The organism is bacterium Scap17 (genome assembly GCA_013376735.1).
Lineage (GTDB): Bacteria > Pseudomonadota > Gammaproteobacteria > Pseudomonadales > Halomonadaceae > Cobetia.
On sequence record VINJ01000001.1, the window covers coordinates 149,939 to 176,159 of the forward strand.

General features: G+C 63.2%; 21 protein-coding genes and 1 other RNA gene. 15 read left to right on the top strand and 7 right to left on the bottom strand.

All coding sequences use genetic code 11. From position 1 onward, the window contains the following. Positions 1-92 precede the first annotated feature (92 nt). Positions 93-2,651 carry a mechanosensitive channel protein gene (gene ybiO, locus FLM52_00700; protein NVN54341.1) on the bottom strand — a complete coding sequence of 853 codons (2,559 nt, stop codon included), beginning with the start codon at positions 2,649-2,651 and terminating at the stop codon, positions 93-95. Positions 2,652-3,105: 454 nt separating this feature from the next. On the opposite strand from ybiO, the gene FLM52_00705 reads away from it, so the two are divergent. The 4 genes from FLM52_00705 to FLM52_00720 all read left to right on the top strand — a co-directional run bounded on the left by FLM52_00705 (position 3,106) and on the right by FLM52_00720 (position 7,388). Beyond that, a complete protein-coding gene (locus tag FLM52_00705; protein NVN54342.1) occupies positions 3,106-4,035 on the top strand; it encodes an ABC transporter substrate-binding protein in 930 nt (309 codons plus the stop codon). Between the two features lie 134 nt (positions 4,036-4,169). Continuing rightward, complete coding sequence (locus FLM52_00710; GenBank protein NVN54343.1) at positions 4,170-5,180, top strand: iron ABC transporter permease; 1,011 nt, start codon at positions 4,170-4,172, stop codon at positions 5,178-5,180. 138 nt (positions 5,181-5,318) lie between these two features. Beyond that, entirely contained in the window at positions 5,319-6,377 is a 1,059-nt protein-coding gene (locus FLM52_00715) for an iron ABC transporter permease (protein NVN54344.1), read from the top strand. A gap of 153 nt (positions 6,378-6,530) precedes the next feature. Beyond that, positions 6,531-7,388, top strand: a complete 858-nt coding sequence (locus FLM52_00720; protein NVN54345.1) for an ABC transporter ATP-binding protein — start codon at positions 6,531-6,533, stop codon at positions 7,386-7,388. Positions 7,389-7,615: 227 nt separating this feature from the next. Here FLM52_00720 and ssrA read toward each other — a convergent pair. Further along, positions 7,616-7,970: a transfer-messenger RNA gene (ssrA, locus tag FLM52_00725) on the bottom strand. Positions 7,971-8,105: 135 nt separating this feature from the next. Then, entirely contained in the window at positions 8,106-8,582 is a 477-nt protein-coding gene (gene smpB, locus FLM52_00730) for an SsrA-binding protein SmpB (GenBank protein NVN54346.1), read from the bottom strand. Positions 8,583-8,744: 162 nt separating this feature from the next. Between smpB and FLM52_00735 the strand changes: the two genes are divergently transcribed. Together FLM52_00735 and FLM52_00740 are read left to right on the top strand one after the other, a co-directional pair. Beyond that, entirely contained in the window at positions 8,745-9,182 is a 438-nt protein-coding gene (locus FLM52_00735) for a type II toxin-antitoxin system RatA family toxin (GenBank protein NVN54347.1), read from the top strand. An 88-nt stretch (positions 9,183-9,270) separates the two neighbouring features. Beyond that, positions 9,271-9,582 (top strand): RnfH family protein, encoded by a 312-nt coding sequence (locus FLM52_00740; GenBank protein ID NVN54348.1) that lies wholly within the window; start codon positions 9,271-9,273, stop codon positions 9,580-9,582. 92 nt (positions 9,583-9,674) lie between these two features. Here the strand turns inward: FLM52_00740 and FLM52_00745 are convergent, their stop codons facing one another. Continuing rightward, the gene (locus tag FLM52_00745) at positions 9,675-10,103 is read right to left on the bottom strand and encodes an outer membrane protein assembly factor BamE (GenBank protein ID NVN54349.1); all 429 of its coding nucleotides are present in this window, start codon (positions 10,101-10,103) and stop codon (positions 9,675-9,677) included. Positions 10,104-10,181: 78 nt separating this feature from the next. Here FLM52_00745 and fur point away from each other — a divergent pair, with 78 nt between their 5' ends. Continuing rightward, positions 10,182-10,604, top strand: a complete 423-nt coding sequence (fur, locus tag FLM52_00750) for a ferric iron uptake transcriptional regulator (GenBank protein ID NVN54350.1) — start codon at positions 10,182-10,184, stop codon at positions 10,602-10,604. Between the two features lie 206 nt (positions 10,605-10,810). On the opposite strand, the gene recN is transcribed toward fur, so the two are convergent. After that, the gene (gene recN, locus FLM52_00755; GenBank protein NVN54351.1) at positions 10,811-12,481 is read right to left on the bottom strand and encodes a DNA repair protein RecN; all 1,671 of its coding nucleotides are present in this window, start codon (positions 12,479-12,481) and stop codon (positions 10,811-10,813) included. Between the two features lie 375 nt (positions 12,482-12,856). Between recN and grpE the strand changes: the two genes are divergently transcribed. The 3 genes from grpE (at position 12,857) to dnaJ (ending at position 16,927) form a co-directional block, all read left to right on the top strand. Continuing rightward, a complete protein-coding gene (gene grpE / locus FLM52_00760; GenBank protein ID NVN54352.1) occupies positions 12,857-13,480 on the top strand; it encodes a nucleotide exchange factor GrpE in 624 nt (207 codons plus the stop codon). A gap of 203 nt (positions 13,481-13,683) precedes the next feature. Further along, positions 13,684-15,606 carry a molecular chaperone DnaK gene (dnaK, locus tag FLM52_00765; GenBank protein NVN54353.1) on the top strand — a complete coding sequence of 641 codons (1,923 nt, stop codon included), beginning with the start codon at positions 13,684-13,686 and terminating at the stop codon, positions 15,604-15,606. Positions 15,607-15,775: 169 nt separating this feature from the next. Further along, positions 15,776-16,927 carry a molecular chaperone DnaJ gene (gene dnaJ, locus FLM52_00770; protein NVN54354.1) on the top strand — a complete coding sequence of 384 codons (1,152 nt, stop codon included), beginning with the start codon at positions 15,776-15,778 and terminating at the stop codon, positions 16,925-16,927. Positions 16,928-17,076: 149 nt separating this feature from the next. Here dnaJ and FLM52_00775 read toward each other — a convergent pair whose 3' ends face one another. Next, on the bottom strand, positions 17,077-18,105 hold the full coding sequence (locus FLM52_00775; protein ID NVN54355.1) for an esterase-like activity of phytase family protein: 1,029 nt from the start codon (positions 18,103-18,105) through the stop codon (positions 17,077-17,079). 211 nt (positions 18,106-18,316) lie between these two features. Here FLM52_00775 and dapB point away from each other — a divergent pair, with 211 nt between their 5' ends. From dapB to greA, 4 genes are all read left to right on the top strand, one after another. Continuing rightward, positions 18,317-19,123 carry a 4-hydroxy-tetrahydrodipicolinate reductase gene (gene dapB, locus FLM52_00780; protein ID NVN54356.1) on the top strand — a complete coding sequence of 269 codons (807 nt, stop codon included), beginning with the start codon at positions 18,317-18,319 and terminating at the stop codon, positions 19,121-19,123. A 514-nt stretch (positions 19,124-19,637) separates the two neighbouring features. Then, on the top strand, positions 19,638-20,870 hold the full coding sequence (carA, locus tag FLM52_00785) for a glutamine-hydrolyzing carbamoyl-phosphate synthase small subunit (protein NVN54357.1): 1,233 nt from the start codon (positions 19,638-19,640) through the stop codon (positions 20,868-20,870). Positions 20,871-20,937: 67 nt separating this feature from the next. Continuing rightward, a complete protein-coding gene (carB, locus tag FLM52_00790) occupies positions 20,938-24,168 on the top strand; it encodes a carbamoyl-phosphate synthase large subunit (GenBank protein ID NVN54358.1) in 3,231 nt (1,076 codons plus the stop codon). After that, positions 24,165-24,641 carry a transcription elongation factor GreA gene (gene greA, locus FLM52_00795; GenBank protein ID NVN54359.1) on the top strand — a complete coding sequence of 159 codons (477 nt, stop codon included), beginning with the start codon at positions 24,165-24,167 and terminating at the stop codon, positions 24,639-24,641. The genes carB and greA overlap by 4 nt, the downstream gene beginning before the upstream one ends. 203 nt (positions 24,642-24,844) lie before the next feature. Here greA and yhbY read toward each other — a convergent pair whose 3' ends face one another. Next, positions 24,845-25,159, bottom strand: a complete 315-nt coding sequence (yhbY, locus tag FLM52_00800; GenBank protein ID NVN54360.1) for a ribosome assembly RNA-binding protein YhbY — start codon at positions 25,157-25,159, stop codon at positions 24,845-24,847. A gap of 175 nt (positions 25,160-25,334) precedes the next feature. Here yhbY and rlmE point away from each other — a divergent pair, with 175 nt between their 5' ends. Continuing rightward, positions 25,335-26,063 carry a 23S rRNA (uridine(2552)-2'-O)-methyltransferase RlmE gene (gene rlmE / locus FLM52_00805; protein ID NVN54361.1) on the top strand — a complete coding sequence of 243 codons (729 nt, stop codon included), beginning with the start codon at positions 25,335-25,337 and terminating at the stop codon, positions 26,061-26,063. Positions 26,064-26,221 lie beyond the last annotated feature (158 nt).

Here is a 26,221-nt window from a genome sequence, read left to right on the forward strand (position 1 = left end):
GAAAACGCCCCCGAGCCACTGGCTCGGGGGCGTTTTCGTTTCAGGACGGCTGCCTTCACAGGCAGCCGTGTCGGAATACCGCTTATGCTTGATCAGTCGCCGTCGGCATCCGGTTGGGTGGTCTGACGGATGCGCTGTTCCTCGGCATCCACGACTTCGCCGTCTTCGGTGGCATGACGCGTCAGCGGATTCTCCTCGCGACGCTTGGCAACCTTGGCGGCTGCCTCGCGCTGCTCGGGGGGCTTGGGCTGGCCGGCGGCCGAGCCATCGATCACGAATGGCGCCTGCATGGTGCGCACGTTGGCCGGCGGCGCACCACCGTCCTTGTCCTGACCGAAGTACATGGTCATGTGCGGGAACGGGATCTCGATGCCAGCGGCATCGAAGTGCTGCTTCACGAGCTTGTTGTACTCGCGGCCGATGGCCCACTGGTTGCCCGGGCTGGTCTTGATCATCACGCGGATGTTGACCGAGCTGTCGGCGAGGGCCGAGACACCCGCGATGGTGACCGGCTCGAGGATCTCCGGACCATAGCTGCTTGCCTCTAGCTCATCGAAGGCCGCACGCAGGTGCACGATGGCGTGGTCGACATTCTCGCGATAGGAGATGCCGTATTCGCCGACATGGTAGGCGAAGTCACGCATGTAGTTGGAGACGGTATCCACCGACGAGAACGGCACGATATGGAAGGTGCCGGACAGGTCGCGGATGCCCACCGAGCGGATGGTCAGGCGTTCCGCGGTGCCGGTCACGCCACCGGCGGTGACCACGTCACCGGTATTGATGGCATTCTCGAGCTGGATGAAGACCCCGGTGATGATGTCCTGCACCATCTTCTGGGCGCCGAAGCCGATCGCCAGACCCAGTACCCCGGCACCGGCCAGCAGCGGCGCGATGTCGATGCCGATCTCGGACAGCACGATCATCGCGGTGAAGACGATCATCGCGATGGCGATGGCATTGCGGAACAGCGCCAGCAGGGTCTCCACCCGCGAGGACGGCTTGCCCTTGCCGGTGTCCGGATTGAGCTTGTGCTCGATCAGGCTGGCGATGCCGACCCAGAGGGCGATAGCGAAGACAAGGATGAACAGTACATGGAAGATGCGTGACAGCAACAGGGCGCCGGCATCCGTCGCCAGCCACTCGCCCAGCGCCACGATGTGCCAGGCATTCAGCACCATGCCGACCACCACGATCAGGATGATGGCACGCATGATGCGCAACGCCGTCGGGATGTAGGAGTTGAGGCGCTTCTCGAGCAGCGGCAGCTGACCACGCAGCTTGTCGGAGACCTGGATGCGCTTGCCGATCAGCTGGGTGAGCACCTGGGACAGCAGATAGCCGCCACCGATGGCGCACAGGGTCTTGAGGGTCGCTCCCATCATGAAGGGCAGCGCGGTTTCCGGCGTGGTCTGCGAGATCACGAACAGCGTGATGAAGTAGGCCAGTGCGAAGAGGTGCCAGGTGCTGGCCAGGATGCGCAGCGCTATCGCGACCAGGCTGTTGCGGGTTTCCTTGGCCTGATTCAGCAGACGGTCACGCAGGATGATGCGATTGCGCGTGATGACGACGATGGCCCAGACAAGGGAGACGCCCATGATGAGCAGACCGACGAAGCTGCCCACCGCCGGTGCCAGATTGTTGTTGACCATCGGCACCACGACGAGAATGCCATAGCCGATGAAGCCGGCCAGCATGGCCAGCGAGCGATTCCAGTAACGGGCGACCTCATCGCGCATCGGGAACAGGCGCAGGCCCTTGAAGCCTGAAGAGAACAGCATGCGCATCAAGGCCTTGAACAGCTCGATCACCAGATAGGCATTGAGGAACATCGATTCGCGCTGGCCGATCACGCCCTGTTCACCGTAGGCGAAGATGGCCAGAAGATAGCCGCCGAGGAAGGCGAGACCGATCACGGCAACGTCGACGACCGCCGCGATGATCACCGCCATCATGGTACGCAGCAGCGGACTGCGATGCTGGCCGTCCAGTGACCATTGGCTGACGCGGCCGAACAGCGGGCGAGCCAGGCGGCGCAGGATCAGGAACAGGCCGATGGTCGAGATGACCACCAGTCCCAGACTGACGGCTTCGGACGTGAAGTGCTCCCAGTCAATCTTGCTGGCATCCTCGTTGCCGATGCCGTTGAGCGTGCCCAGCACCCTGTCCAGCGTGGTGGAAAGGTCCGCGACCAGATCCTGGCTGACCTCGGCAAGCTGGCGGGACAGCGATGGCGAATCCTCGCTCAGGGTGACGTCTTCACCCGCGACCTCGACGGCCTTCTCGCTTGCCTGGCTGTCCAGCTGGCGCAGGCCTTCGATCAATGCCTCGCGCTGACTGGGGTCTTCCAGCAGCGTGGCCAGGCTCTCATAGGAGGATGTCGCGCCATCGCCGCTGCCGTCTTCGGATGGGGCGGCAAGGGACAGGCTGCTGAATCCGAGGCTCAGCACCATCAACAGCATCATCAGGCCGTACATCAGCCAGGCAGGTCGCCATGAGTCCGGTTGGCGCGAGGCAGCAAGGGCGGGAGGGGAGTGCGGGGGTGTCGGAATCGCCACAGATGGCTTCTCCATGTCGGTGAGTGTGTGAGGCATCGGGGCAAGAGTGAGAGCAGGCTCCGGAGGTGCATCAGAGGCTCGCAAGCATCCCATCGATAACGCGAGGATCTGTCAGATAGATGTTGAAGGGGCGTTTCGCACGTCCTGCGCGCACGCCGAGCGAGAGTCCACCCCTCAGTTATCGGGGCACTTGGTGCTATCCCAACCCCTGTGGGGACTCCGCCAGAGACATTCTTGCGCACAGCCTGCGGCAGGCGCCGCCATCCTTCAAGGTCTTCAGGCACTCCTCGGAGGAGAGGCGTGACCTGCTGCCATGCAGGATGTTGCAATGTCGCGTTGCATGAACTGGTGTGGTGAGTCGCAGGGCGAGCCGGTATTTTTGCGATTGATTATTATTCGTTGTTCAGGTGTGATCGTCATGCGCACAGAGGGCCTTGCGGTATCGTCCTGCGCAGGATCGCGCCTGCCTTCGCTTGAGTGCGAGATCATTTCCTTCATTTCGGAGTACTGCATGACCGTCTCGTCGACTGCTTTTACTGCTCGTGGCATGACCCGGCCTGCATGGTTCAAACAGGGCCTGATGGCGACCTTGGCGGTAGCGCTGATGGGGGCTTCCCTGTCTGCCGAGGCACGCAGTGTCGAGACGGCCTACGGTGAGCTGGATATCGTGGGCGCGCCGCAGCGTGTCGTCACCCTGTACGAAGGCGCGCTGGATGTGGCCGTCGCCAGTCAGGTGACGCCGCTGGGCGCCGTGACCACGCGCGGCGGTGATGGCGTGGCGAGCTATATCCAGCCGCAGGTGCCGGACATCAAGATCGTCGGCACGCCGCGTGAATTCAATCTCGAGGCGATCGTGGCGCTCAAGCCGGACCTGATCCTGGCACCGCCGGGCCTCGACAAGACCCAGTACCAGCTGATGTCGCGTCTGGCGCCGACCATCGTGCCGAGCGCTTCGGCGCTGAGCCAGCAGGGCTGGAAGGAGCAGAGTCGCGTCTATGCCGAGGCGCTGGGCGAGACGGCCGAAGCGGAACTCGAGACACGTCTGGCCGCCATCGACGCGCACACCGCGCGTCTGAAGGCCGAGATGACCACCCCGGAAACCGCCAGTCTGGTGCGTCGCATGCCGGGTGGCCTGATGGCGATGTCCGATCAGCTGTTCGCGACCGGCCTGATGGCGGCCAGCGGCTATGAGCTGGTCGGCGGTGATCTGGTCAAGCCGGGTCGTCCGCATTCCGATCCGCTCAGTGACGAGAACATGGCACGCATCGATGCGCAGACCATCTTCCTCGCCACCCTGGACGACTCCTCTGATGCCGCGGTCGACGCCCTGGCGGCACAACCGGCCTTCCAGCGCCTCGAGACAGCGGACCGCGACAGCCTGGTCGGCGTGAATGGCCAGCTGTGGACCAGCGCCAGCGGCCCGTTGGCCGCGGAAGCGTTGCTGAAGGATATCGACCGGGCGCGCGATGATGGCTAGTCGCAGTCATGTCGGTGCACGACGTTTGACCCCTGCGCAGGCAGGGGACCACCCGCAATCGCGACGCGGGAGGGGGTATGCAGGCTGAAGAGACCTCTCCACAGGCCCGTAGGCCACGCGCACATGCCGCCCGGATGACCCACAAGGTCTCCGGGCGTCTTGCGTTGCGTCAGGTGATGCCGCTGGCCTGCCTGAGTGCCCTGCTGACCTGTCTGGCCAGCCTGCTGTGGGGGGCTGGCGATATCGGCCCCTGGCAGGCGCTGCAGGTGCTGGCCGGACAGGGCAGTGATCAGGCGCGCTTCGTGGTGCTCGAACTGCGCGCGCCGCGTACCCTGATCGGCATGGTGGTCGGCATGATGCTCGCCTGTGGCGGCGCCCTGATGCAGGTGGTAGCACGCAACCCGCTGGCGGAGCCGGGCTTGCTGGGCGTGAGTGCCGGGGCCTCCTTTGCCGTGGCCGTGGCGTTGCTGCTGGGGATGGAAGCGGCCGGCATGCACGTGATGGTGGCGCAGAGTGGTGCGCTGATGGGGTGTCTGTTCGTGATGAGCACCGTGAGAATGAGCGGCGCACGTCAGGACCCGGTACGACTGGTGCTGGCCGGCGCGGCGTTGTCGAGCCTGCTGGTGGCGCTGACGTCTCTGGCCTTGCTGATCGATCAGCGCGCGGCCGATGAGATCCGCTTCTGGGTGATCGGCAGTCTGGCCGGACGCTCGCTGGAGGCGCTTTACAGCAGCCTGCCCAGTATCCTGATCGCGCTGCTGTTGACGCTGTGGCTGGCGCGGCCGCTCTCCGCTATGGTGCTGGGTGAGCAGGTCGCCAGTGGCCTGGGCCATCATCCCAAGCGCGTGCGCAAGGTCGCGATCCTGGTGGTGGCGCTGCTGGTCGGTGCCGCGACGGCACTGGCCGGGCCGGTAGCCTTCGTCGGCCTCGCCGTGCCCTATGTGGCGCGTGCGCTGTGCGGCGCCGATGTCCGGCGTACGCTGTGGCTGTGCCTGCCGCTGGGCGTGACCATGCTGCTGAGCGCCGATGTGGTCTCGCGACTGGTCGTGCCGCCTTCGGAACTGCCGCTGGGGGTACTGACGACCCTGATGGGCGCCCCCGTGCTGATCGCCGTGGTGCGTGCCCGTCGTCTACCCACCCTGTAGCGACGGGTGCCTCTGGCGCTTGCGGCGTGAACGATGATGGAGGCCAGGCTGGCGCGCATGCCGGCACCATCGCCTCATTGCTTGAATCGACCGGCCCTGTCAGGTGTTGCCCTGGCAGGGCCTTGTTTGGAATCGATGATGTCTAGACCTTCACCGCTTGACTCCCTCCGCTCGGCCCCCACCGGCACGCTCTGGTGGCGCCATGGCAGGCTGTCCCTGCTGCTGTTGCGTGCGCCGTTGCTGGCGGCCGGAATGCTGCTGTTGGCGCTGCTGATGGCCAGTGTTGCCTCGCTGATGCTGGGCAGTGCCGGCCTTGGGCCGTGGGATGCCTTCAAGGCGGCCTTCGGGCACGGCGAGTTCGCTACCGTCTTCGTGGTGCAGGAACTGCGTCTGCCGCGCCTGCTGGCCGGTATCGCCACGGGTGCGGCCTTCTCACTGGCGGGCTGTCTGATGCAGACCCTGGCCGGCAATCGTCTGGCGACGCCGGGCATCATCGGCATCGACAATGGCGCGACCGCCTTCGCGGTGGCCTCCGTGGTAGGGATGGGCATCTCGCTGGCGCCGCCGGTGATGGCGCTGAGCGGTGCCGTGATCGCCACTGCGCTGGCCTTCGGGCTCTCCGGCGGCATCGGCACGCGCGGTTATCGCTTCCTGGTCGCCGGTATCGGGGTCGGGGCGCTGTTCGGTGCCGGCACGCAGCTGATGCTGGCAAGAGTCTCCATCGATGTCGCCAACAACGCCTACCCGTGGACGGTCGGCAGCCTCAATGCACGTGACGCCGATTCGCTCACCTGGCTGGGACTGGCCCTGCTGATCGGCGTGCCGATCGCGCTCTGGCTGGGGCGCGGGCTGAATACGCTGCGCTTCACCGACCGCGTGGCGATCGGGCTGGGACAGCCGGTGTCGCGTGTTCGCCTGATCACGCTGTGGCTGTCGGTCGTGCTGACGGCGGCGGCCGTCGCGGTGGCCGGGCCGGTAGGCATGGTGGCGCTGGTGGGCCCCGAGATCGCACGCTACCTGTCGCGTCACAAGGGCGTGCCGCTGCTGGCCTCGGCGCTGGCCGGCGCGCTGGTGATGGTGCTGGCAGACCTCGCCGGTCGTACCCTGCTGTCGCCACTGGAAATCCCGGTCGGTATCGTGATGGCCGTGGTCGGCAGCCCTTATCTGCTGTGGATACTGCTGCGCAGCCCGCGCTAGCCGTTGCCCCTATTTTTCTGCTGAGCGGCCCAGGGCCAGCCCTTGTCGCTCAGCGTCGCACGACATGTTTCAGCGGCTGATGATGTTACAGCGGCCGATGATGTTTCAGGAGAGTGCGCCATGAGCGCTGAGACGATGCTTGATCCGCGAGCGATGAATTCCCCGGCCGATGGCCACGCCGCGGCTACCACCGACACCCTGCGAGCGAACGAGCTGTCGCTGGGCTACGGCGCGCGCCAGCGCCATGTCACCGTGATCGATGCGCTGACCCTGGGGCTGCCCGACGGCAAGGTGACGGCGATCGTCGGGCCCAATGGCTGTGGCAAGTCAACACTGCTGGCAGGGCTGGCTCGCCTTCAGTTGCCTGAATCAGGCGCGGTGCTGCTGGAAGGTAAGGACATTCACGCCTACAAGCGGCGCGAAGTGGCCCAGCGCATCGCGCTGCTGCCCCAGGAGACGCATTCGCCCGAGGGGGTGACGGTGCATGAGCTGGTGCGTTTCGGTCGCCAGCCCTATCAGGGTGCGCTGAGTCAGTGGTCAGAGGAGGATCAGCGTCTGGTGGCCGAGGCAATGGCTGCCGCCGATATCGAAAACCTGGCGGACCGTGAGCTGGCCTCGATGTCCGGTGGGCAGCGTCAGCGCGCCTGGATCGCCATGGCACTAGCGCAGCAGACACCCTTGCTGCTGCTGGATGAGCCGACCTCGGCGCTGGATCTCGGTCACCAGATCGAAGTCTTCGAGCTGATCCAGCGTCTGGCCCATGAAGAGGGCAAGACCATCGTGATGGTGGTGCATGATCTGGCCAGCGCCTGCCGTTACGCCGACCACATCGTGGCCATGCACGCAGGCCGCGTGATCGCTGAGGGCGCGCCCGCCGAGGTGGTGACGCCGGAGCTGGTGCGCAAGCTCTATGGGGTCGAGTGTCGCCTGATCCCCGATCCCGACACCGGCACGCCGCTGCTGATTGGCGTACGCCGCACCAGCGAGCGCCTGAGCGGCAGCGCGACCTGAGGTCGGGGCAATGGCCATGACGGGCGCTGTGGCGCCTGTGTAGCCGCTGCCGGGCCTTGCGCAGGCCTGAAAGAGGGGCTTGGGAAAGTCTGGGAGGGTGACTTGAGAGGGGGGCTTGATAGGGCGACTTGAGAGAGCGGTCTGCCTCTGACAGGAAAGCCCCAGCCAGAACTGATCGCCCACAAACAGAAAGGCCTCCCCGAAGGGAGGCCTTTCTGTCACGGATATGGTGGAGGCGACGGGAGTCGAACCCGTGTCCGCCGGCACTCCGCCTTCGGCTCTACATGCTTAGTTTCATTTTTTGATTTAACACCACTGCCGCCAATGAACAGGCTACAGCGATGCGATTCTCTGAGTTTTAATCTCGACCTTAGAGACGTCGGCCAAGACGATCCTGTTTATACGGGCTCGTTCTCCATCCACCTTGAACAGGCGCAACGGTTTCAGGAGCAGCTTATGCAGCTAGAGCGTAGTTGTCGTCGTTTGCGACTATATATTTGCAACGTTTTATTTACGAGATACGTTACGATCTCGGCATGCACCTCAGGGTTTGCCACCAGCGTCGAATGCCAGAACGCCCCCATAACAGTGTTACTACTTTGCTGCGTTGCTACGTCTTCATCATAACAGGTGGGGACTGTGCTACGCCAGTTCAAGCGTTCAGGAAAATTTCTGGCCTGACAGTAGCTTGCTGGCGTGAGCTCCCTCACGCTGCCCTCAGCGGTCGCGCAGGATACGGGCTTTCTGACGGTTCCAGTCGCGGTCCTTCTCGGTGGCGCGCTTGTCGTGCAGCTTCTTGCCTTCCACCAGCGCGATCTCGCACTTCACGATCGCATTCTTCCAGTACAGCTTGATCGGCACACAGGTGTGGCCCTTGTCCTGGGTGCGCGAGAAGATGCGTGCAATCTGCTTCTTGTGCAATAGCAGCTTGCGCGTGCGCTGCGGGTCCGCCACCGCGTGGGTATTGGCGGTTTCCAGCGGATGGATGTGGCAGCCCAGCAGCCAGGCTTCGGCATTCTTGATCACGATATAGGTATCGGTCAGCTGGCCCTTGCCTGCGCGCAGCGCCTTCACTTCCCAGCCTGCCAGTACCAGACCCGCTTCGAAGGTTTCCTCGATGTGGTACTCGTGGCGTGCCTTCTTGTTCTGGGCGATCAGATTGCCGCCTTGTTCGGGTTTCTTTTTCTTGCCCATGTTGCCTCATTTGTCGTGTGCGCCTGCCGTCATCCAGTGTGGATATGGCACATCCTTCTGGATGGGGGGAGGCGTGTTACCATTCAAGGCCAGACGGCACTTCGTGCGCCGGCCCATTGTTCATGATACGCATGCTGCGTATCCAAGTCAGCGGAGAGCTAGATGCCTACGGTCAACCGGTCTGCCCTGGTGCGGCATTCGGCCCGGGCAATGTTCGATCTGGTCAATGATTTCGAGCGTTATCCCGAATTCCTGTCCGGCTGCAGCAACGCGGAATTGCTGGAACGTGATGAGGACCATCTCAAGGGCAGGCTCACCCTGTCCAAGGCAGGCATGCAGCAGAGCTTCGTCACGCGCAATGACCTGTATGCCCCCGAGCGGATAGAGCTGAATCTGGTCGATGGCCCCTTCAAGCGTCTGCAGGGGACCTGGCTGTTCACGCCACTGGGCGAAGATGCCTGCAAGGTCTCGCTCGAGATGGACTTCGAGTTCAGCAATCGCCTGCTGGGCATGGCGTTCGGCAAGCTGTTCAGCCAGGTCGCCGCTCAGATGGTCGAGGCCTTCACGCGCCGCGCTGACCAGATCTATACCCAGCGCTGACACATGGCCGTTGGCCAGGGTGGAACGCCGCGCAGGTGATATATCGCACAGGTGGTATATAGAAGGTGGCGAGAGCAAAGGAGCAGACATGACAGACAGAATCACGGTCGAGGTGGCCTATGCGCTGCCCGACAAGCAGAAGATCGTCTCGCTGGCGGTCGCCCCCGGTACCACGGCGCGCGAGGCCGTGCGCATGGCACGTCTGGAGCAGCACTTTCCGACGATTGCCGCCGAGGTGTTTCTCGAGGCGGACCTGGGCATCTTCGGCAAGGCGCTGCGCAAGCCCGATGAGCATGTGCTGGACGCCGGGGATCGGGTCGAGGTCTATCGTGCCTTGATCACCGACCCCAAGCTTGCGCGCAAACGGCGCGCCGACAAGGCCGCTCGCGCCGGCCAGTAAGACGAGCTGCCAGCGAGAATCAAAAACAGCGGGGCACCTTGAGAGGTGCCCCGCTGTTTTTTCGGCTTGTCACTGAGTGAAGAGGACAGTGATCAGCGCTCTTCAGGCAGGTCGGCTGCGCCTGCCTTGGATTCAGCACGGTTAGGCTGTGCCGCGCGAGGGTCGATGTCCAGGTCCGGCACGATGACGGTTTCCTGGTCGATGTCGCCACTCTTGTCGATGTTGGAGAGTGAATCGCCTGCGAAGGTCAACGTCACACGCTTGTTGATGATTTCGCCATCCGCTTTCTTGAGGCGATAGACGTAGTCCCAGCTATCCTCACTGAAGGGGGCGGTCAGCAGCGGTGAGCCCATCACGTAGATGACCTGTTCGCGGCTCATGCCCGGCTTCAATTGCTCGACCATTTCCGGCTTGATCAGGTTGCCCTGAGGAAGGTCGCGCTTGTAGACGCTTAAGTAGCTGCACCCGGTGAGCAGCGACAGGGCGCTGCAAAAGGCGACTGTTTTGATCAAGTTTTGCATTTGCCCTGAAGATTCCCTATCGTTTTGCCTTGGCCGATCATACCTGATACATCAAGCGACTGCGAAGAGTACCCCAGCATGGCCGATCAGAACCATGAACTGCGCAAGGCGGGACTCAAGGTAACCCTACCGCGAGTCAAGATCCTGCAGATCCTCGAGAAATCGACGGATCGACACCTGAGTGCCGAGGACGTGTACAAGGCGTTGCTTGAGGCTGGCGAAGATGTCGGTCTGGCGACGGTTTATCGTGTTCTCACCCAGTTTGAAACAGCGGGACTGGTGATGCGTCACAACTTCGATGGCGGTCACGCTGTCTTCGAACTGTCCCAGGAAGAACACCATGACCACATGGTATGTCTGGACAGCGGCGAGATCATAGAGTTCTGTGATCCCGAGATCGAGCGCCGTCAGCGCGAGATCGTCGAGGAGCATGGCTATGAGCTGGTCGAGCATGCGCTAGTGCTCTACGTGCGCCCCAAGGGTGACAAGAGCGATAGCTGACGCGGGTTGCGTCAGGGATGACCTGGTCGGAGAGCCTTCTCCGGCCAGATACACGAACGGCCGCCCCTGAGGGCGGCCGTTCGTGTATCTGGCGTTCATGTTTCCTGAGTCCCTGGCTCTGGCGTTCGTCTTGTTGAGGAGTGTCATTGGACGAATGGACGTCGACGACAGCGCATGAACGGCGACGGCGGCTTTGACGACAGTACTCAGTGGCGGCTGTCGGCAGCGCCCAGCATCTCGCGGGCATGGGCGAGGGTCTGTTCGGAGAGATGAATGCCGCCCAGCATGCGTGCCAGCTCGCGCACGCGGCCGCTGTCATCCAGCAGCGCCATATGCGTGCGGGTCGTGTCCTTCTCGGCCTGCTTCTCTATATGCAGGTGCTGATGCGCCTGTGCGGCGACCTGCGGCAGGTGAGTGACGGTCAGCACCTGGCCCTTGTCGCCCAGTCGACGCAGCAGCTGACCGACGATCTCGGCGGTAGCGCCGGAGATGCCGACATCGACTTCATCGAAGACCAGGCTGGGAATGGTCGAGCGACTGGCGGCCACGACCTGGATCGCCAGCGATACACGCGAGAGCTCGCCGCCTGAGGCGACCTTGGCCAGCGCGCGTGGCGGCTGGCCCGGGTTGGCGCTGATGCGGAAGTGGATACGCTCCATGCCTTCGGGCTGCGGGCGCTCCCGCGCCTCGATGGCGACCTCGAAGGTGGCCTTGCCCATGCCGAGGAAGGCCAGCTGGTCCTGGATGTCGCTGGCCAGCTGTGGGGCGGCGGTGGCGCGTCTGGCGCTCACCTCACTCGCCAGCCCCTTCCAGGCCTCACGACGCTGAGCCACTTCTTCGCGCAAGGCTTCGATGGCCTCCTCATCGCCACCAAGGCCGTCGAGTTCTTCGCGCAGGCGCTGATGAAGGCCATGCAGCTCGTCCGGCATCACATGATGCTTGCGCGCGATCTGATGGATGCGGCTCAGGCGCTCATCGACGAAAGCCAGACGCTCGGGATCGAGTTCGGTGACTTCCACGAAGCGGTGCAGCTCACGCGCGGCTTCCTCTATCTGGATGCGCGCTTCCTCGAGCATGCCCAGCGCACTGGCCAGTGAGCCGTGCTCGTTGCCCGGCAGATGCGCCAGGCGCGCCAGGGCCTGGTTGAGGCGAGACAGCGCACCTTCTTCGTCGTGATCACAGCACTCGGCGGCGGACTGCGCCTCGGCCAGAATCTGCTCGGCATTGGCCAGCGTTTCCTGCTCCTGCTCCAGGGCTTCCAGTTCCCCTTCGCACAGCGCCAGTTCATCGAGCTCCTCGACCTGGTAGCGCAGCAGCTGGCGGCGCGCTCGTACCTCATCGCCATCATTGCTCATGCGCTTGAGACGACGATGCGCCTCCTGCCAGTGGCGGAAGTCCTCGCGCAGCTGGGCGGCCTGCGATTCCAGGCCCGCGTATTCATCGAGCTGACGCAGATGCGTCTCTTCCTTGAGCAGGGAGTGATGGGCGTGCTGGGAGTGGATGTCGATCAGGTGCTCGCCCAGCTCGCGAAGGTCGGCGATGGTGCAGGGCGTGCCGTTGATCCAGGCCTTTGAGCGGCCGCTGGCGGTGATGACGCGACGCAGCAGGCAGTCGTCGCTGCCCAGTTCGCGTTCATCCAGCCACTGACGGGCGTCGTCAAGCTCACTGATATCGAAACGCGCGATGAGGTCGGCGCGGTCGGCGCCATGGCGCACGCTGCCGGCATCGGCACGCTCGCCCAGACACAGGCCGAGGGCGCCGAGCAGGATGGACTTGCCGGCACCGGTCTCGCCGGTGATGGCAGTCATGCCGCGGCGGAAATCGAGTTCCAGCGTTTCGACGATGGCAAAATCTTGGATGGCGAGTTGCAGCAGCATGACTACCTCCGAGGGGGCTTTGACGTACGCCGTGCTGGGAAACATCAGCGGACCCGGACTCGATGGGCGGGCTACGGTGTCGCCATACAGTATGTTTATACAGTGAGCATGGCTTTTTATACAGCACGTTCGGGTGGCCTTCAATCCATGCCGGGCTCAGTGGGGAGAAAAGCCTGCGGCAAGGCTTGAGAAGCGATGTGCTGTCCCCATATAGAGGCACTGACACTTTCAGTCGGCAGCAATGGCCTGGCCTTGCTGCCTCTCAAGGCAACTCATGGCCTGTCTGTCAGCCAGTGCGTGTGATGCTTCGCGACACGCTCAGCAGGCCACGAATAAGGGCAATGGCGCATAGACGCCGCCCCGCAGGAGATCAGCATGGCTCAGGACCCGCAGACCCCGATGGATGAAGAGCTTCAGCGTGCCGCTCGCGATGCCGAGCCGCAGCCGGAAACGCCGGAAGGTGAAGTGATCGACAACGTGCTGGATGCCGACGATACCGGCGCCGAAGGCACTCTGGTGGACAACCCGGAGGCTGAGATGCTGGCCGCCCAGGTCGAAGAGCTTGAGCAGGCCGTCAAGGAAGCCAAGGACCAGGCGCTGCGTGCGGCTGCCGATGCGCAGAACGCGCGCCGTCGTGCCGAGCAGGACGCCGAGAAGGCGCGCAAGTTCGCGCTGGAGAAGTTCGTCAAGGAAATGCTGCCGGTGGTGGATTCCCTCGAGAAGGCGCTGGAATCCATGTCGGGTGACGAAGCGGCCAAGACCCACGTCGAGGGCATCGAGATGACCTTGAAAATGCAGCTGGATGCCCTGAACAAGTCAGGCGTCGAGCAGCTGGATCCGCACGGCGAGCCCTTCGATCCGGAATACCATCAGGCTGTCGCCATGGTGCCGTCCCCGGACGCGGAGCCGAACAGCGTCATCGACGTGATGCAGAAGGGTTACACCCTCAATGGCCGCCTGGTGCGTCCGGCGATGGTGGCAGTCAGCAAGGCCTCCTGAGGCCTGCGCGCTCCCAGCGCCCAGTCGGCGTTGGATCGCGCCCTGTGGGGGCTCAGGGCGATCCGGCCCGGGAAAATTTGCCCGGCCGGGTCTTGAAACCCTGACACGCGACCCCATCTAGAGAAACAAGTTCAGGCACCGACACAAGGTGCCGACATCCAGACTTATCTTTCAGGCTAGCAATAGATTCGAGGTATACGATTATGGGACGCATCATCGGTATTGACTTGGGTACTACCAACTCCTGTGTGGCAGTGCTCGACGGCGAGAAAACCAAGGTCATCGAAAACGCTGAAGGCGGTCGCACCACACCGTCCATCATCGCTTACACCGACGACAGCGAGATTCTGGTCGGCCAGTCGGCCAAGCGTCAGGCAGTGACCAACCCGGAGAACACTCTCTTCGCGGTCAAGCGCCTGATCGGTCGCAAGTTCAAGGATGATGTGGTTCAGAAAGACATCAAGATGGTGCCGTACAAGATTGTCGAAGCCGACAACGGCGACGCCTGGGTGCAGGTGAAAGACAAGAAGATGGCGCCGCCGCAGATCAGTGCGGAAATCCTCAAGAAGATGAAGAAGACCGCGGAAGACTACCTCGGTGAAGAAGTCACCGAAGCCGTCATCACCGTGCCGGCCTACTTCAACGATTCCCAGCGTCAGGCGACCAAGGACGCCGGCCGCATCGCGGGTCTCGACGTCAAGCGCATCATCAACGAGCCGACTGCCGCAGCTCTCGCCTACGGCATGGACAAGTCCCGTGGTGACAAGACCATCGCGGTCTACGACCTGGGCGGCGGTACCTTCGATATCTCTATCATCGAAGTCGCCGACGTCGACGGTGAGACCCAGTTCGAAGTGCTCGCCACCAACGGCGACACCTTCCTGGGCGGTGAAGATTTCGATATGCACCTGATCAACTACCTGGTTGACCAGTTCAAGGCTGACAGTGGTATCGACCTGTCCGGCGACAACCTCGCCATGCAGCGTCTGAAGGAAGCCGCCGAGAAGGCCAAGATCGAACTGTCCAGCGCTCAGCAGACCGACGTGAACCTGCCGTACATCACGGCTGACAACACCGGTCCGAAGCACCTGAACGTCAAGGTGACTCGTTCCAAGCTCGAGTCTCTGGTCGACGACCTGGTCGCACGCTCCCTGAAGCCGTGCCAGACCGCGCTGTCCGACGCTGGCCTGTCCGCCTCCGAGATCGATGATGTCATCCTGGTCGGTGGTCAGACCCGCATGCCGCTGGTGCAGTCCAAGGTAGCCGAGTTCTTCGGCAAGGAAGCACGCAAGGACGTCAACCCGGATGAAGCGGTCGCTGTCGGTGCCGGTATCCAGGGCGGCGTGCTGGGCGGCGACGTCAAGGACGTGCTGCTGCTGGACGTGACGCCGCTGACCCTCGGTATCGAGACCATGGGTGGCGTGCTGACGCCGCTGATCGAGAAGAACACCACCATCCCGACCAAGAAGTCTCAGGTGTTCTCCACTGCTGAAGACAACCAAGGCGCGGTGACCATCCACGTCCTGCAGGGTGAGCGCAAGCAGGCCGCGCAGAACAAGTCTCTGGGTCGCTTCGACCTGGCCGACATTCCGCCGGCACCGCGTGGTGTGCCGCAGATCGAAGTTTCCTTCGACCTGGATGCCAACGGTATCCTGAACGTGTCCGCCAAGGACAAGGCGACCGGCAAGGAACAGTCCATCGTCATCAAGTCTTCCGGCGGCCTGTCCGACGACGAGATCGAGCAGATGGTGCGCGACGCGGAAGCCAACGCCGACGAAGACAAGAAGTTCGAGGAAATGGTCCAGCTGCGCAATCAGGCCGACGGCATGATTCACGCGACCAAGAAGACCCTGACCGAAGCCGGTGACAAGGCTGAAGCCAGCGAGAAGGAAGCCATCGAGACGGCGATCTCCGAGCTGGAAGAAGCCCTGAAAGGCGACGACAAGGATGCGATCCAGGCCAAGCTGGATGCACTGACCGAAGCGTCCGGCAACCTGGCGCAGAAGCTCTACGCCGAGCAGGGTGCCCAGGGTGAGCAGGCTGCCGACGGTCAGGCTGGCAAGAAGCAGGACGACGACGTGGTTGACGCCGAGTACGAGGAAGTCAACGACGACAAGAAGTCCTGAGGGATTTCTTGAACGACGTCTGATGACAGCGCGGGAGCCTCGTGAAGGCGTCCCGCGTTGTCGTTTGCATCGGTGGCGCCCTGCGCTAGCCGCGAGCCACCGGTGACAACCGGCATTCCAGAACAGACCGGCAGCCTCAGGCTGCCAGCAATCCAGGCGGACCTGATCCATGTCCAAGCGTGATTATTACGAAGTGCTTGGTGTCGAGCGTGGCGCCGACACCAAGGACATCAAGAAGGCGTACCGACGCCTGGCCCAGAAGCATCACCCGGACCGCAACCCGGATGATGAAACCTCGGCCGAGAAGTTCCGGGAAGTCTCTGAAGCCTACGAAGTGCTGTCCGATGCTGACAAGCGCGCCGCCTATGACCAGTTCGGTCATGCCGGTGTCGATGGTCAGGGCGGCGGCGGCTTCGGTGGCGGCGGCTTTGGCGGTGGTGGTGCCGGCGGCTTCGGCGATGTGTTCGGCGATGTCTTCGGTGACATCTTCGGTGGCGGCGGTGGTCGTCGCAACCCGAACGCTCCGCAGCGCGGCAGCGACCTGCGTTACAACCTGGATCTCGATCTGGAATCGGCGGTTGCCGGTACCACGGTCGACATCCGCGTGCCGCGTCTGGCGGCCTGTGACCACTGCGATGGCGATGGTGCCGAGCCGGGTTCCAGCAAGGAAACCTGCCCGACCTGCAACGGCATGGGCAAGGTGCGCATGCAGCAGGGCTTCTTCGCGGTCGAGCAGGCGTGTCCGACCTGCCACGGTCGTGGCGAGAAGATCAGCGTGCCGTGCCGCAAGTGTCACGGCGAAGGCCGCGTCCAGGAATCCAAGACCCTCTCGGTCAAGATTCCGCCGGGCGTCGACACCGGCGACCGCATCCGCCTGAACGGCGAAGGCGAAGGCGGTGTCAACGGCGGGCCGTCCGGCGATCTATATGTGCAGGTCAACCTGCGCGAGCACGAGATCTTCAAGCGCGATGGTCGTCACCTGCAGTGTGAAGTGCCGATCAGCTTCGTCGATGCGGCGCTGGGTGGTGAGCTTAACGTGCCGACCCTCGACGGACGTGTCGTGCTGAAGATTCCGGCCGAGACCCAGACCGGCAAGCTGTTCCGTCTGCGCGGCAAGGGCGTCAAGCCGGTGCGCGGCGGCCCCGCGGGGGACCTGCTGTGCAAGGTGGTCATCGAGACCCCGGTCAGCCTGAATGAAGAGCAGAAGGAGCTGCTGCGTCAGTTCCAGCAGAGCCTTGGTGATACCGGCAAGAGCCATTCGCCGAAGGAGAACAGCTTCTTCGATGGCGTGAAGAAGTTCTTCGAAGACATGAAGCCCTAGGCATTCGCCTTGCCGTCCGCGGGCCAGCTCCATGGATGGCCTTCATGCCAGAGAGCCCCGCACTCGACTTGTCGAGTGCGGGGCTCTCGCGTTTCAGGCTCGGTGGCTCAGCCAGGCAATTCAGCCCAGTAACACAGCCCGGGGCATGGCTATTGCGGCGCTGATTCAGCCGTGAAGGCTTCTGGTTCGATGACCGCAAAGCAGCTCAGCAGCGTGGTCTGGAAGCTGCTGAAGTTGTCATCCGAGATCATCAGGAAGCGATTGCCTTCCAGATGCGTCAGCCCTTCGAAGTTGTCCAGCGACCAGCCATCGCCGCTCGACAGGCGTGCCAGGGTACGCACCTCGACCTGGGTGCCGGGCTCGCCGAGATGCGCGCGGCGCAGACTGATCACCAGCGGGAAGGGCGGTGAGAAGGCGCGCTCCAGCATCAGCATGTCACCGTCGGGCAGCATCTCCATCGCGGTCAGGCTCGAACCGGTATCGCTGGCCAGCGGGTAGCTCCACTCGTGCTTGTCGTCGAGGCTGAAGATGCGCGTCATGCCCTCGCTCATGCCCTCGGGCGTGGCTTCCAGCCCGGCGAGCATGCCGTATTGCGGGTGCAGGGTCAGGGCCTCCATGCCGTTGTTGGGCGCCGCGCCACGCGCGCCCATCGGAGTGAAGGGCTCGCTGACGGCCAGGCCGCTGGGCAGGAAGTGTTCGACACGTGGCTGCTGCTCGAAGCTGATCACCAGGCGGGAATCGCCGCGGCGGTCATTGTTCGCGCGCAGCAGCTGCAGGCCCTCGGCATCACTGAGGGCGCCGCGCAGCGAGACATCGGTCTCGTCGCGGAGGGTATAGGTATTGAGCGCCTTGGCCCCGACCAGCTCGCCATGGCGGAAGGCGAGCCGCAGGCGATGCAGCCAGCCGCGGTCCGACACGGCATACAGCAGTGACTCGTCCTGGTCCCAGCCGATGTCCGACAGGCCACCGACGGGAGTGTCATCCAGCCATTTGCCCGGCAGTCTGAGCGTGCCGCACCACTGGATTTCCGGAAACTCGCTCTTCTGTTCTGGCGATGCCAGCGTGTAGGGGCGCGGGTGAACGCCGCAGGCGCTCAACAGGCCGGCGAGCGCCGCGGTGACAGTGAGGGTCTGGAGCAGGCGCCAGCGGCGCGAGGCGAAGAATTGGCGTGCAGGCATGCTGACTCCGGAGACTGAGCGGTGATAAGAAAAATGACGATCAACAGGAGACAACCCGGTACGAGGCTACTCTAGCGCGTAACCGGCACAAATACATGACGTCAGCCAACGCTGCAGGCGGCTGATATACTCGTGGGCACAGCATAGGTGACACGCTCGGGGCATTCTCGTGGTCTGTCACCCTCAAGACCCACAACAGGTAGGAGTCAGCATGACCCGTATCGCAATCATGGGCGTCGCCGGACGCATGGGACGCACGTTGGTCGAGGCCGTCGGTGCAGTGGAAGGTCTGACGCTGGCGGCGGGCATCGTCGAATCCGGCAGCTCCCTGGCGGGCGTCGACATCGGTGAGCTGGCCGGTCAGGGTCGTCTGGGCGTGGTCGCCAGCGACAGTCTGGCTGCCGTGGTGGATGACTTCGATGTGGTGATCGATTTCACCGCACCGCAGGTGACGTTGGCCAACCTGACGCTGTGCGCCGAGCACGGCAAGCGCATGGTGATCGGCACGACCGGTTTCACGCCGGAGCAGCTCGAGCAGCTGGATGGCTACCGTGACAGCGTGCCCTTCGTGTTCGCGGCCAACATGAGTTCCGGCGTCAACCTGACCCTCAAGCTGCTGGAGACCGCCGCGCGTGCCCTGGGCGATGCCGGCTATGACATCGAGATCATCGAGGCGCACCACCGTCACAAGGTCGACGCCCCGTCCGGCACGGCGCTGGCGATGGGCGAGGCCGTGGCACATTCCATCGGGCGTGATCTCGCCACCCATGGTGTCTTCGTGCGTGAAGGCCAGTGTGGCCCGCGTACCGACAAGGAAATCGGCTTCGCTACCGTGCGTGCCGGTGACATCGTCGGCGAGCACACCGTGATGTTCGCCACCGAAGGCGAGCGCATCGAGATCACCCACAAGGCGTCGAGCCGCATGACCTTCGCCAAGGGTGCGGCACGCGCGGCCGAATGGCTGTCAGGGCGTGAAGTCGGCCGCTATGACATGCAGGATGTGCTGGGGCTCAAGTGAGCGAAGTGGGGAGCAAAGGGGTAAGCGGAATGCAGAGCGAAGCGCTGAGATGACAGTCTGGCGACATTCAGGAGCATTTCTTGAAAGCTGTCTCGATGGGCAGGATGCGGCGCAAGTGTGAGCCATTGGGGCCGCCTTGTGCCGCTGGACTGCCTCGCTTTGCAAGTGGTGTGCAGTGTCCTGGCTCGGCCAAGGGTTTCGTCAAGCTGACCGCAGCGACGAAACGGCCGTATCGTGGGCCTTGTCGCCTGCTGGCGGGGCATGCGCGGGGTGGTCAGCACCCGAGGATTCCGGTAATCTCTACCCAATTTGGCCACGTTCTTGGCCGCCCTATTGGTTGCCGTCTTGGCAGCGCTCGGGCCAGCAGCATTCCGAAGAATGATAACAAGCGGGATGAAACCTGATTTTTCGGTTTCGTCCCGCTTTTTTGCAACCTGAATTTGCCGCTTCTGGCGCGCGTCTGTCCAGTGACAGGCGCCTGGCAGAAGTCGGCAGCGGGACACAGGCTTGGCGAATGCCGAGCACGATAATCAAGCAGCATGTCCGGTGTTCGACCGCGGATTCCGGGCAGGAAAGTGGACACTATGGGGAGGACGTTGCGTTGATCAAACCCGCGATACTGGCCTTGGAAGACGGCAGTGTATTTCACGGCAGCGCCATCGGCGCTGATGGGCAGACCAGCGGCGAGGTGGTGTTCAACACTGCCATGACCGGCTACCAGGAAATCCTGACCGATCCCTCCTACACCCGACAGATCGTCACTCTGACGTATCCGCACATCGGCAATACCGGCATCAACGACGAGGACACCGAGTCCGACAGCGTCGCAGCCGCCGGCCTGGTCATCCGCGACCTCCCGCTGCTGGCCAGCAACTTCCGCTCCACTCGCTCCCTCGATCAGTACCTGCGCGACGAGAATGTCGTCGGCATCGCTGATATCGACACGCGTCGCCTGACACGCATCCTGCGCGAGAAGGGCTCCCTGAACGGTGCCATCCTCTCCGGTGAAGATGCCCGGGGTGATGATGCCGTCGAACGCGCGCTGGAAGCGGCACGCGCCTTCCCGGGTCTGAAGGGCATGGACCTGGCCAAGGAAGCCTCCTGCAGCGAGCAGTTCGAGTGGCACGAAGGCGAATGGACACTGGGCGAAGGCTACGCCGATACCCGTGAGTCCGAACGCCCCTTCCACGTGGTCGCCTACGACTACGGCGTCAAGCACAACATCCTGCGCATGCTGGCCTCCCGCGGCTGCCGCCTGACCGTCGTGCCGGCGCAGACGCCTGCCGCTGAGGTGCTGGCGCTCAATCCGGATGGCATCTTCCTGTCCAACGGCCCGGGTGACCCCGAGCCCTGCGACTACGCCATCACGGCGATTCGTGAAGTGCTCGAGACCGACACGCCGGTCTTCGGCATCTGTCTGGGCCACCAGCTGCTGGCACTGGCCTCCGGCGCGACTACGGTCAAGATGGGCCACGGTCACCACGGTGCGAACCACCCGGTGCAGGACCTCGACAGCGGTGTGGTGATGATCACCAGCCAGAACCATGGCTTCGCAGTGGATGAAGCGGGCATGCCCAGCAACCTGCGCGCGACCCACAAGTCGCTGTTTGACGGTAGCCTGCAGGGCATCGAGCGCACCGACCGCCCGGCCTTCAGCTTCCAGGGGCACCCGGAAGCCAGTCCTGGCCCGCAGGACGTCGCCCCGCTGTTCGATCGTTTCATCGAGATGATGCGCGCGCGACGCTGAGCCGAGCGCAGGCCCGAGGGCCTGATCCATCGTTGAGTTCAGTCACCAGATCATTGCGGGAAGAGACATGCCTAAACGTACAGACCTGAAAAGCATCCTGATCATCGGCGCCGGCCCCATCGTCATCGGCCAGGCGTGCGAGTTCGACTATTCCGGCGCACAGGCCTGCAAGGCCCTGCGTGAAGAGGGTTACCGGGTCATCCTGGTCAACTCCAACCCGGCAACCATCATGACCGACCCGGTGATGGCCGATGCGACCTACATCGAGCCGATCACCTGGGAAGCCGTGGCGCGCATCATCGAGAAGGAACGCCCGGATGCTGTCCTGCCGACCATGGGTGGCCAGACCGCGCTGAACTGTGCACTGGCACTGGAGCGCGAAGGCGTGCTCGAGCAGTACGGCGTCGAGATGATCGGTGCCAACGCCGACACCATCGACAAGGCCGAAGACCGTGATCGCTTCGACAAGGCGATGAAGAAGATCGGTCTGGCGTGCCCGAAGGCCAAGGTCGCGCACTCCATGGAAGAAGCCTGGGAAATCCAGGCCGAGCTGGGCTTCCCGTCCATCATCCGCCCCAGCTTCACCATGGGCGGCTCCGGCGGCGGCGTGGCGTACAACCGTGAAGAATTCGAAGAGATCTGCCATCGCGGCTTCGAGCTGTCGCCGACCCACGAGCTGTTGATCGACGAGTCGCTGCTGGGCTGGAAGGAGTACGAGATGGAGGTCGTTCGTGACAAGAACGACAACTGCATCATCGTCTGCGCCATCGAGAACTTCGACCCGATGGGTGTGCACACAGGTGACTCCATCACCGTCGCCCCGGCCCAGACTCTGACCGACAAGGAATACCAGCTGATGCGTGATGCGTCGCTGGCCGTTCTGCGCGAGATCGGCGTCGAGACCGGCGGCTCCAACGTCCAGTTCGGCATCTGCCCGGACACTGGCCGCATGGTCGTGATCGAGATGAACCCGCGCGTGTCGCGTTCCTCGGCACTGGCTTCCAAGGCGACCGGCTTCCCGATCGCCAAGATCGCCGCCAAGCTGGCCGTCGGCTACACCCTGGATGAGCTGCAGAACGACATCACCGGTGGCAAGACACCGGCGTCATTCGAGCCGTCCATCGATTACGTCGTCACCAAGATTCCGCGCTTCACCTTCGAGAAATTCCCGCAGGCCAATGACCGCCTGACCACGCAGATGAAGTCGGTCGGCGAAGTCATGGCTATCGGCCGTACCTTCCAGGAATCCCTGCAGAAGGCGCTGCGTGGCATGGAGACCGGCGTTGACGGTCTCGATCCGATCGTCGAGAACTTCAGCGACGAGAACATGGCGCGCATCAAGGGCGAGCTGCAGGCCGCCGGTGCCGAGCGTATCTTCTACATCGCCGATGCCATGCGTGCCGGCCTCGATATTGAAGAGATCTTCCGTCTCACCAACATCGACCGCTGGTACCTGGTGCAGCTGGCCGACCTGATCGCTCAGGAAGGCGCAGTGGCCGCAAGCTCGCTGGGCGAGATGGACGCCGATCGTCTGTTCCGCCTCAAGCGCAAGGGCTTCAGCGATGCGCGCCTGGCGCGTCTGATGGGCGTGTCCGAGAAGGCCTTCCGCAAGCACCGTCAGAAGCAGGGCATCCGTCCGGTCTACAAGCGTGTCGACACCTGTGCCGCCGAATTCGCGTCCGACACCGCCTACATGTACTCCACCTATGAGGAAGAGTGCGAGGCGGAAGTCAGCGACAAGAAGAAGATCATGGTGCTGGGTGGCGGTCCGAACCGTATCGGTCAGGGTATCGAGTTCGACTACTGCTGTGTCCACGCCTCCCTCGCCATGCGTGCGGACGGCTACGAGACCATCATGGTCAACTGCAATCCGGAAACGGTTTCGACCGACTACGACACTTCCGATCGCCTCTACTTCGAGCCGGTCACTCTGGAAGACGTGCTGGAGATCGCCGACAAGGAGCAGCCGGTCGGTGTCATCGTCCAGTTCGGTGGTCAGACGCCGCTGAAGCTGGCGCGCGAGCTCGAAGCCGCCGGTGTGCCGATCATCGGTACCACGCCGGACGCCATCGACCGCGCCGAAGACCGCGAGCGTTTCCAGCAGATGATCGAGAAGCTCGATCTGATCCAGCCGGAAAACGCCACCGCGCGCAGCTTCGAGGAAGCCTTCGTCAAGGCCGAGGTCATCGGTTACCCGCTGGTGGTGCGTCCGAGCTACGTGCTGGGCGGTCGCGCGATGGAAATCGTCTACTCCGCCGCCGAGCTCGAGAACTACATGACCCACGCGGTCAAGGTCTCCAATGACTCGCCGGTGCTGCTGGACCACTTCCTGAACGCGGCCATCGAGGTCGACATCGATGCGGTGTCCGACGGCAAGCAGGTCGTGATCGGCGCCATCATGCAGCACATCGAGCAGGCCGGTATCCACTCCGGTGATTCCGCGTGCGCCCTGCCGCCGTACTCGCTGCCGGCAGACGTCCAGGAAGAGATGCGCGAGCAGGTCAAGCGCATGGCGCTGGAACTCAACGTCGTCGGCCTGATGAACGTGCAGCTGGCCTGGCAGGATGGCGTGATCTACGTCATCGAGGTCAATCCGCGCGCTTCACGTACCGTGCCGTTCGTTTCCAAGTGCATCGGCCAGTCGCTGGCGCAGATCGCCGCACGCTGCATGGCCGGCCAGACCCTGGAAGAGATCGGTTTCACCCAGGAAATCGTGCCGACCTTCTACAGTGTGAAGGAAGCGGTGCTGCCGTTCGCCAAGTTCCCGGGGGTCGACCCGATCCTGTCGCCGGAAATGAAGTCCACCGGCGAAGTGATGGGCTCTGGCGATACCTTCGCGGAAGCCTTCTACAAGGCGCAGCTGGGTGCCGGTGAAGCCATCCCGACCCTGACTGGTGATCGCAAGGCCTTCCTGTCCGTGCGTGAGTTCGACAAGGCGGGCGTTATCGAGGTGGCCCGCTCTCTGGTAGCATTAGGCTTTACGCTTTGTGCTACCCGTGGCACGGCAGAGGTGATCGCCGCTGCCGGCCTCGAGGTTGAACCCGTCAACAAGGTGTTCGAAGGGCGGCCGCATATCGCCGACATGATCAAGAACGGCGAGATCGCCTATATCGTCAACACCACAGAGGGACGTCAGGCCATCAATGACTCGTCCGTGATCCGTCGCACGGCGCTGGCGCACAAGGTGCCCTACGCCACGACGCTGGCGGGTGCCAATGCCGTGTGCATGGCGCTTGCCTACGGCAACGACGTCAAGGTCCGTCGTCTCCAGGATCTGCATGCAGGAGTCATGATATGAGTAGAAGTCCGATGACCGTCGAAGGCGAAGACCGCCTTCGCAAGGAGCTCGAGCACCTAAAGGGCACTGAGCGTCCCCGGGTCATCGCTGACATCGCGGAAGCTCGTGAGCACGGCGATCTCAAGGAGAATGCCGAGTACCACGCCGCGCGTGAACAGCAGGGTTTCATCGAGGGGCGTATCCAGGAGATCGAGTCCAAGCTCTCCATGTCCCAGGTGATCGACGTCACCAAGTTGCCGAAGACCGGCAAGGTGATCTTCGGCACCACGGTCGACCTGATGAACCTCGATGACGATAGCGAAGTGCGCTACCGCATCGTTGGCGAAGATGAAGCCAGCATCAAGGACGGCAAGATTTCCGTCACCTCTCCGATCGCGCGTGCGCTGATCGGCAAGGAAGAAGGGGATGTCGTGGTCGTGCGTACCCCGGGTGGCGATGTGGAGTATGAAATCTCCGAGGTGCATCACATCTGACGCCCTGCGCATCTGAGCTATCAGATGCCGAGGCCCTGATGGCCCTGCCGGTGATGCCGGCAGGGCCATTCTCGTTCTGCAGCTTCTTCTGCAAATCAGGTCGCGTTGGACAAGGCGGGAAACGACAACGCCGCCCTCGATGAGGGCGGCGTTGTCGTGTCGAGACGAGCGCAGAGGCTCGCCTCGTCAGGCCGGGCGGCAGATCACTGCTCGCTGAAGCGCTGTACGTTGGAGAGCTTCGGTTTGGCCTGGGGGTTGCGGCGGTAGAGCAAGGCGATCTTGCCGATGCTCTGGATCAGGGTCGCGCCGGTTTCGCTGCACAGGTGGCGAGCCACTTCGCCGCGCGCTTCGCGATCGTTGATCGCCAGCTTCAGCTTGATCAGTTCGTGATCGTGCAGTGCGCGCTCCAGTTCCGTCACGACGCCTTCGGAAAGGCCGTTTTCCGAGACGGTGACGATCGGGTCAAGATGGTGCCCGATGCTGCGAAATGCTTTCTTTTGTGACTGTGACAAGCTCATGGTATCGTAAAGTTTCCCTGTTGGCGTCCGATGGGAGCGGGGAGCGTAGCGAAAGACAGGGTCGACTCCAGGGCTTGAAATCCAGGGGTGTGAACCCGTCTGTTGCGCAGGCAATGTCTGTGCCCGCGGGCAGAACCGCGCGCAGGACCCGCCATTCTACTCCATGACGACGCTCATGACACGACCCGTGCAGCAAGCTTGCCACGCCTTTCGTGTCGTCGTTATCCCCCGCGCTATCTTCCGCCAGTATTCGATTTTCCCCGACATTCCAGGTGACAACGTGGCTCACCCCAGCAAGAGCAGTGCTGGCTGGATGAAGGAACACTTTGATGACGCCTATGTCCAGCGCAGCTGGGCAGACGGTTATCGTTCCCGTGCCAGCTACAAACTGATTGAAATCGATGACAAGGACCGCCTGCTCAAGCCGGGCGCCACCGTCATCGACCTCGGCGCAGCCCCCGGCGGCTGGAGCCAGATCGCCGCGGACCGCGTCGGCATGGAAGGCGTGGTCATCGCCTCCGACATTCTCGAGATGGACGCCCTGGCCGGTGTCGACTTCATTCAGGGCGACTTCACCGAAGAGGCCGTGCTGAACCAGATTCTGGCCACCCTGGGTGACCGTCCGGTGGACCTCGTGATCTCCGACATGGCGCCCAACATGAGCGGCATGAGCGCGATCGATCAGCCTGCCGGCATGTATCTGGTCGAGCTGGCGCTGGATCTGGCGCGCCAGACCCTCAAGCCGGGCGGCAATTTTCTGGTCAAGGTCTTCCAGGGCGAGGGCTTCGATGCCTATCTGAAGGATATGCGCGGCAGCTTCAAGAAGGTCGTGACCCGCAAGCCGGAAGCATCACGTGCACGCTCACGCGAAGTCTATCTGCTGGGGCAGGGCTTCAAGGGTTGACGGTAAGTGTCCTTGCCCGGCGCTGCATGCGGCAGGTATCGGCTCGCGGTGGCGAGTTTTCCACGTTGCTGGTCGCATGCTTCATCGCGGGTTAAGGCGAGCCATGCGATGCTCGTCCAGACTGGTTTCAATGTGTCCGGACGAATCGCAGGCGCTGG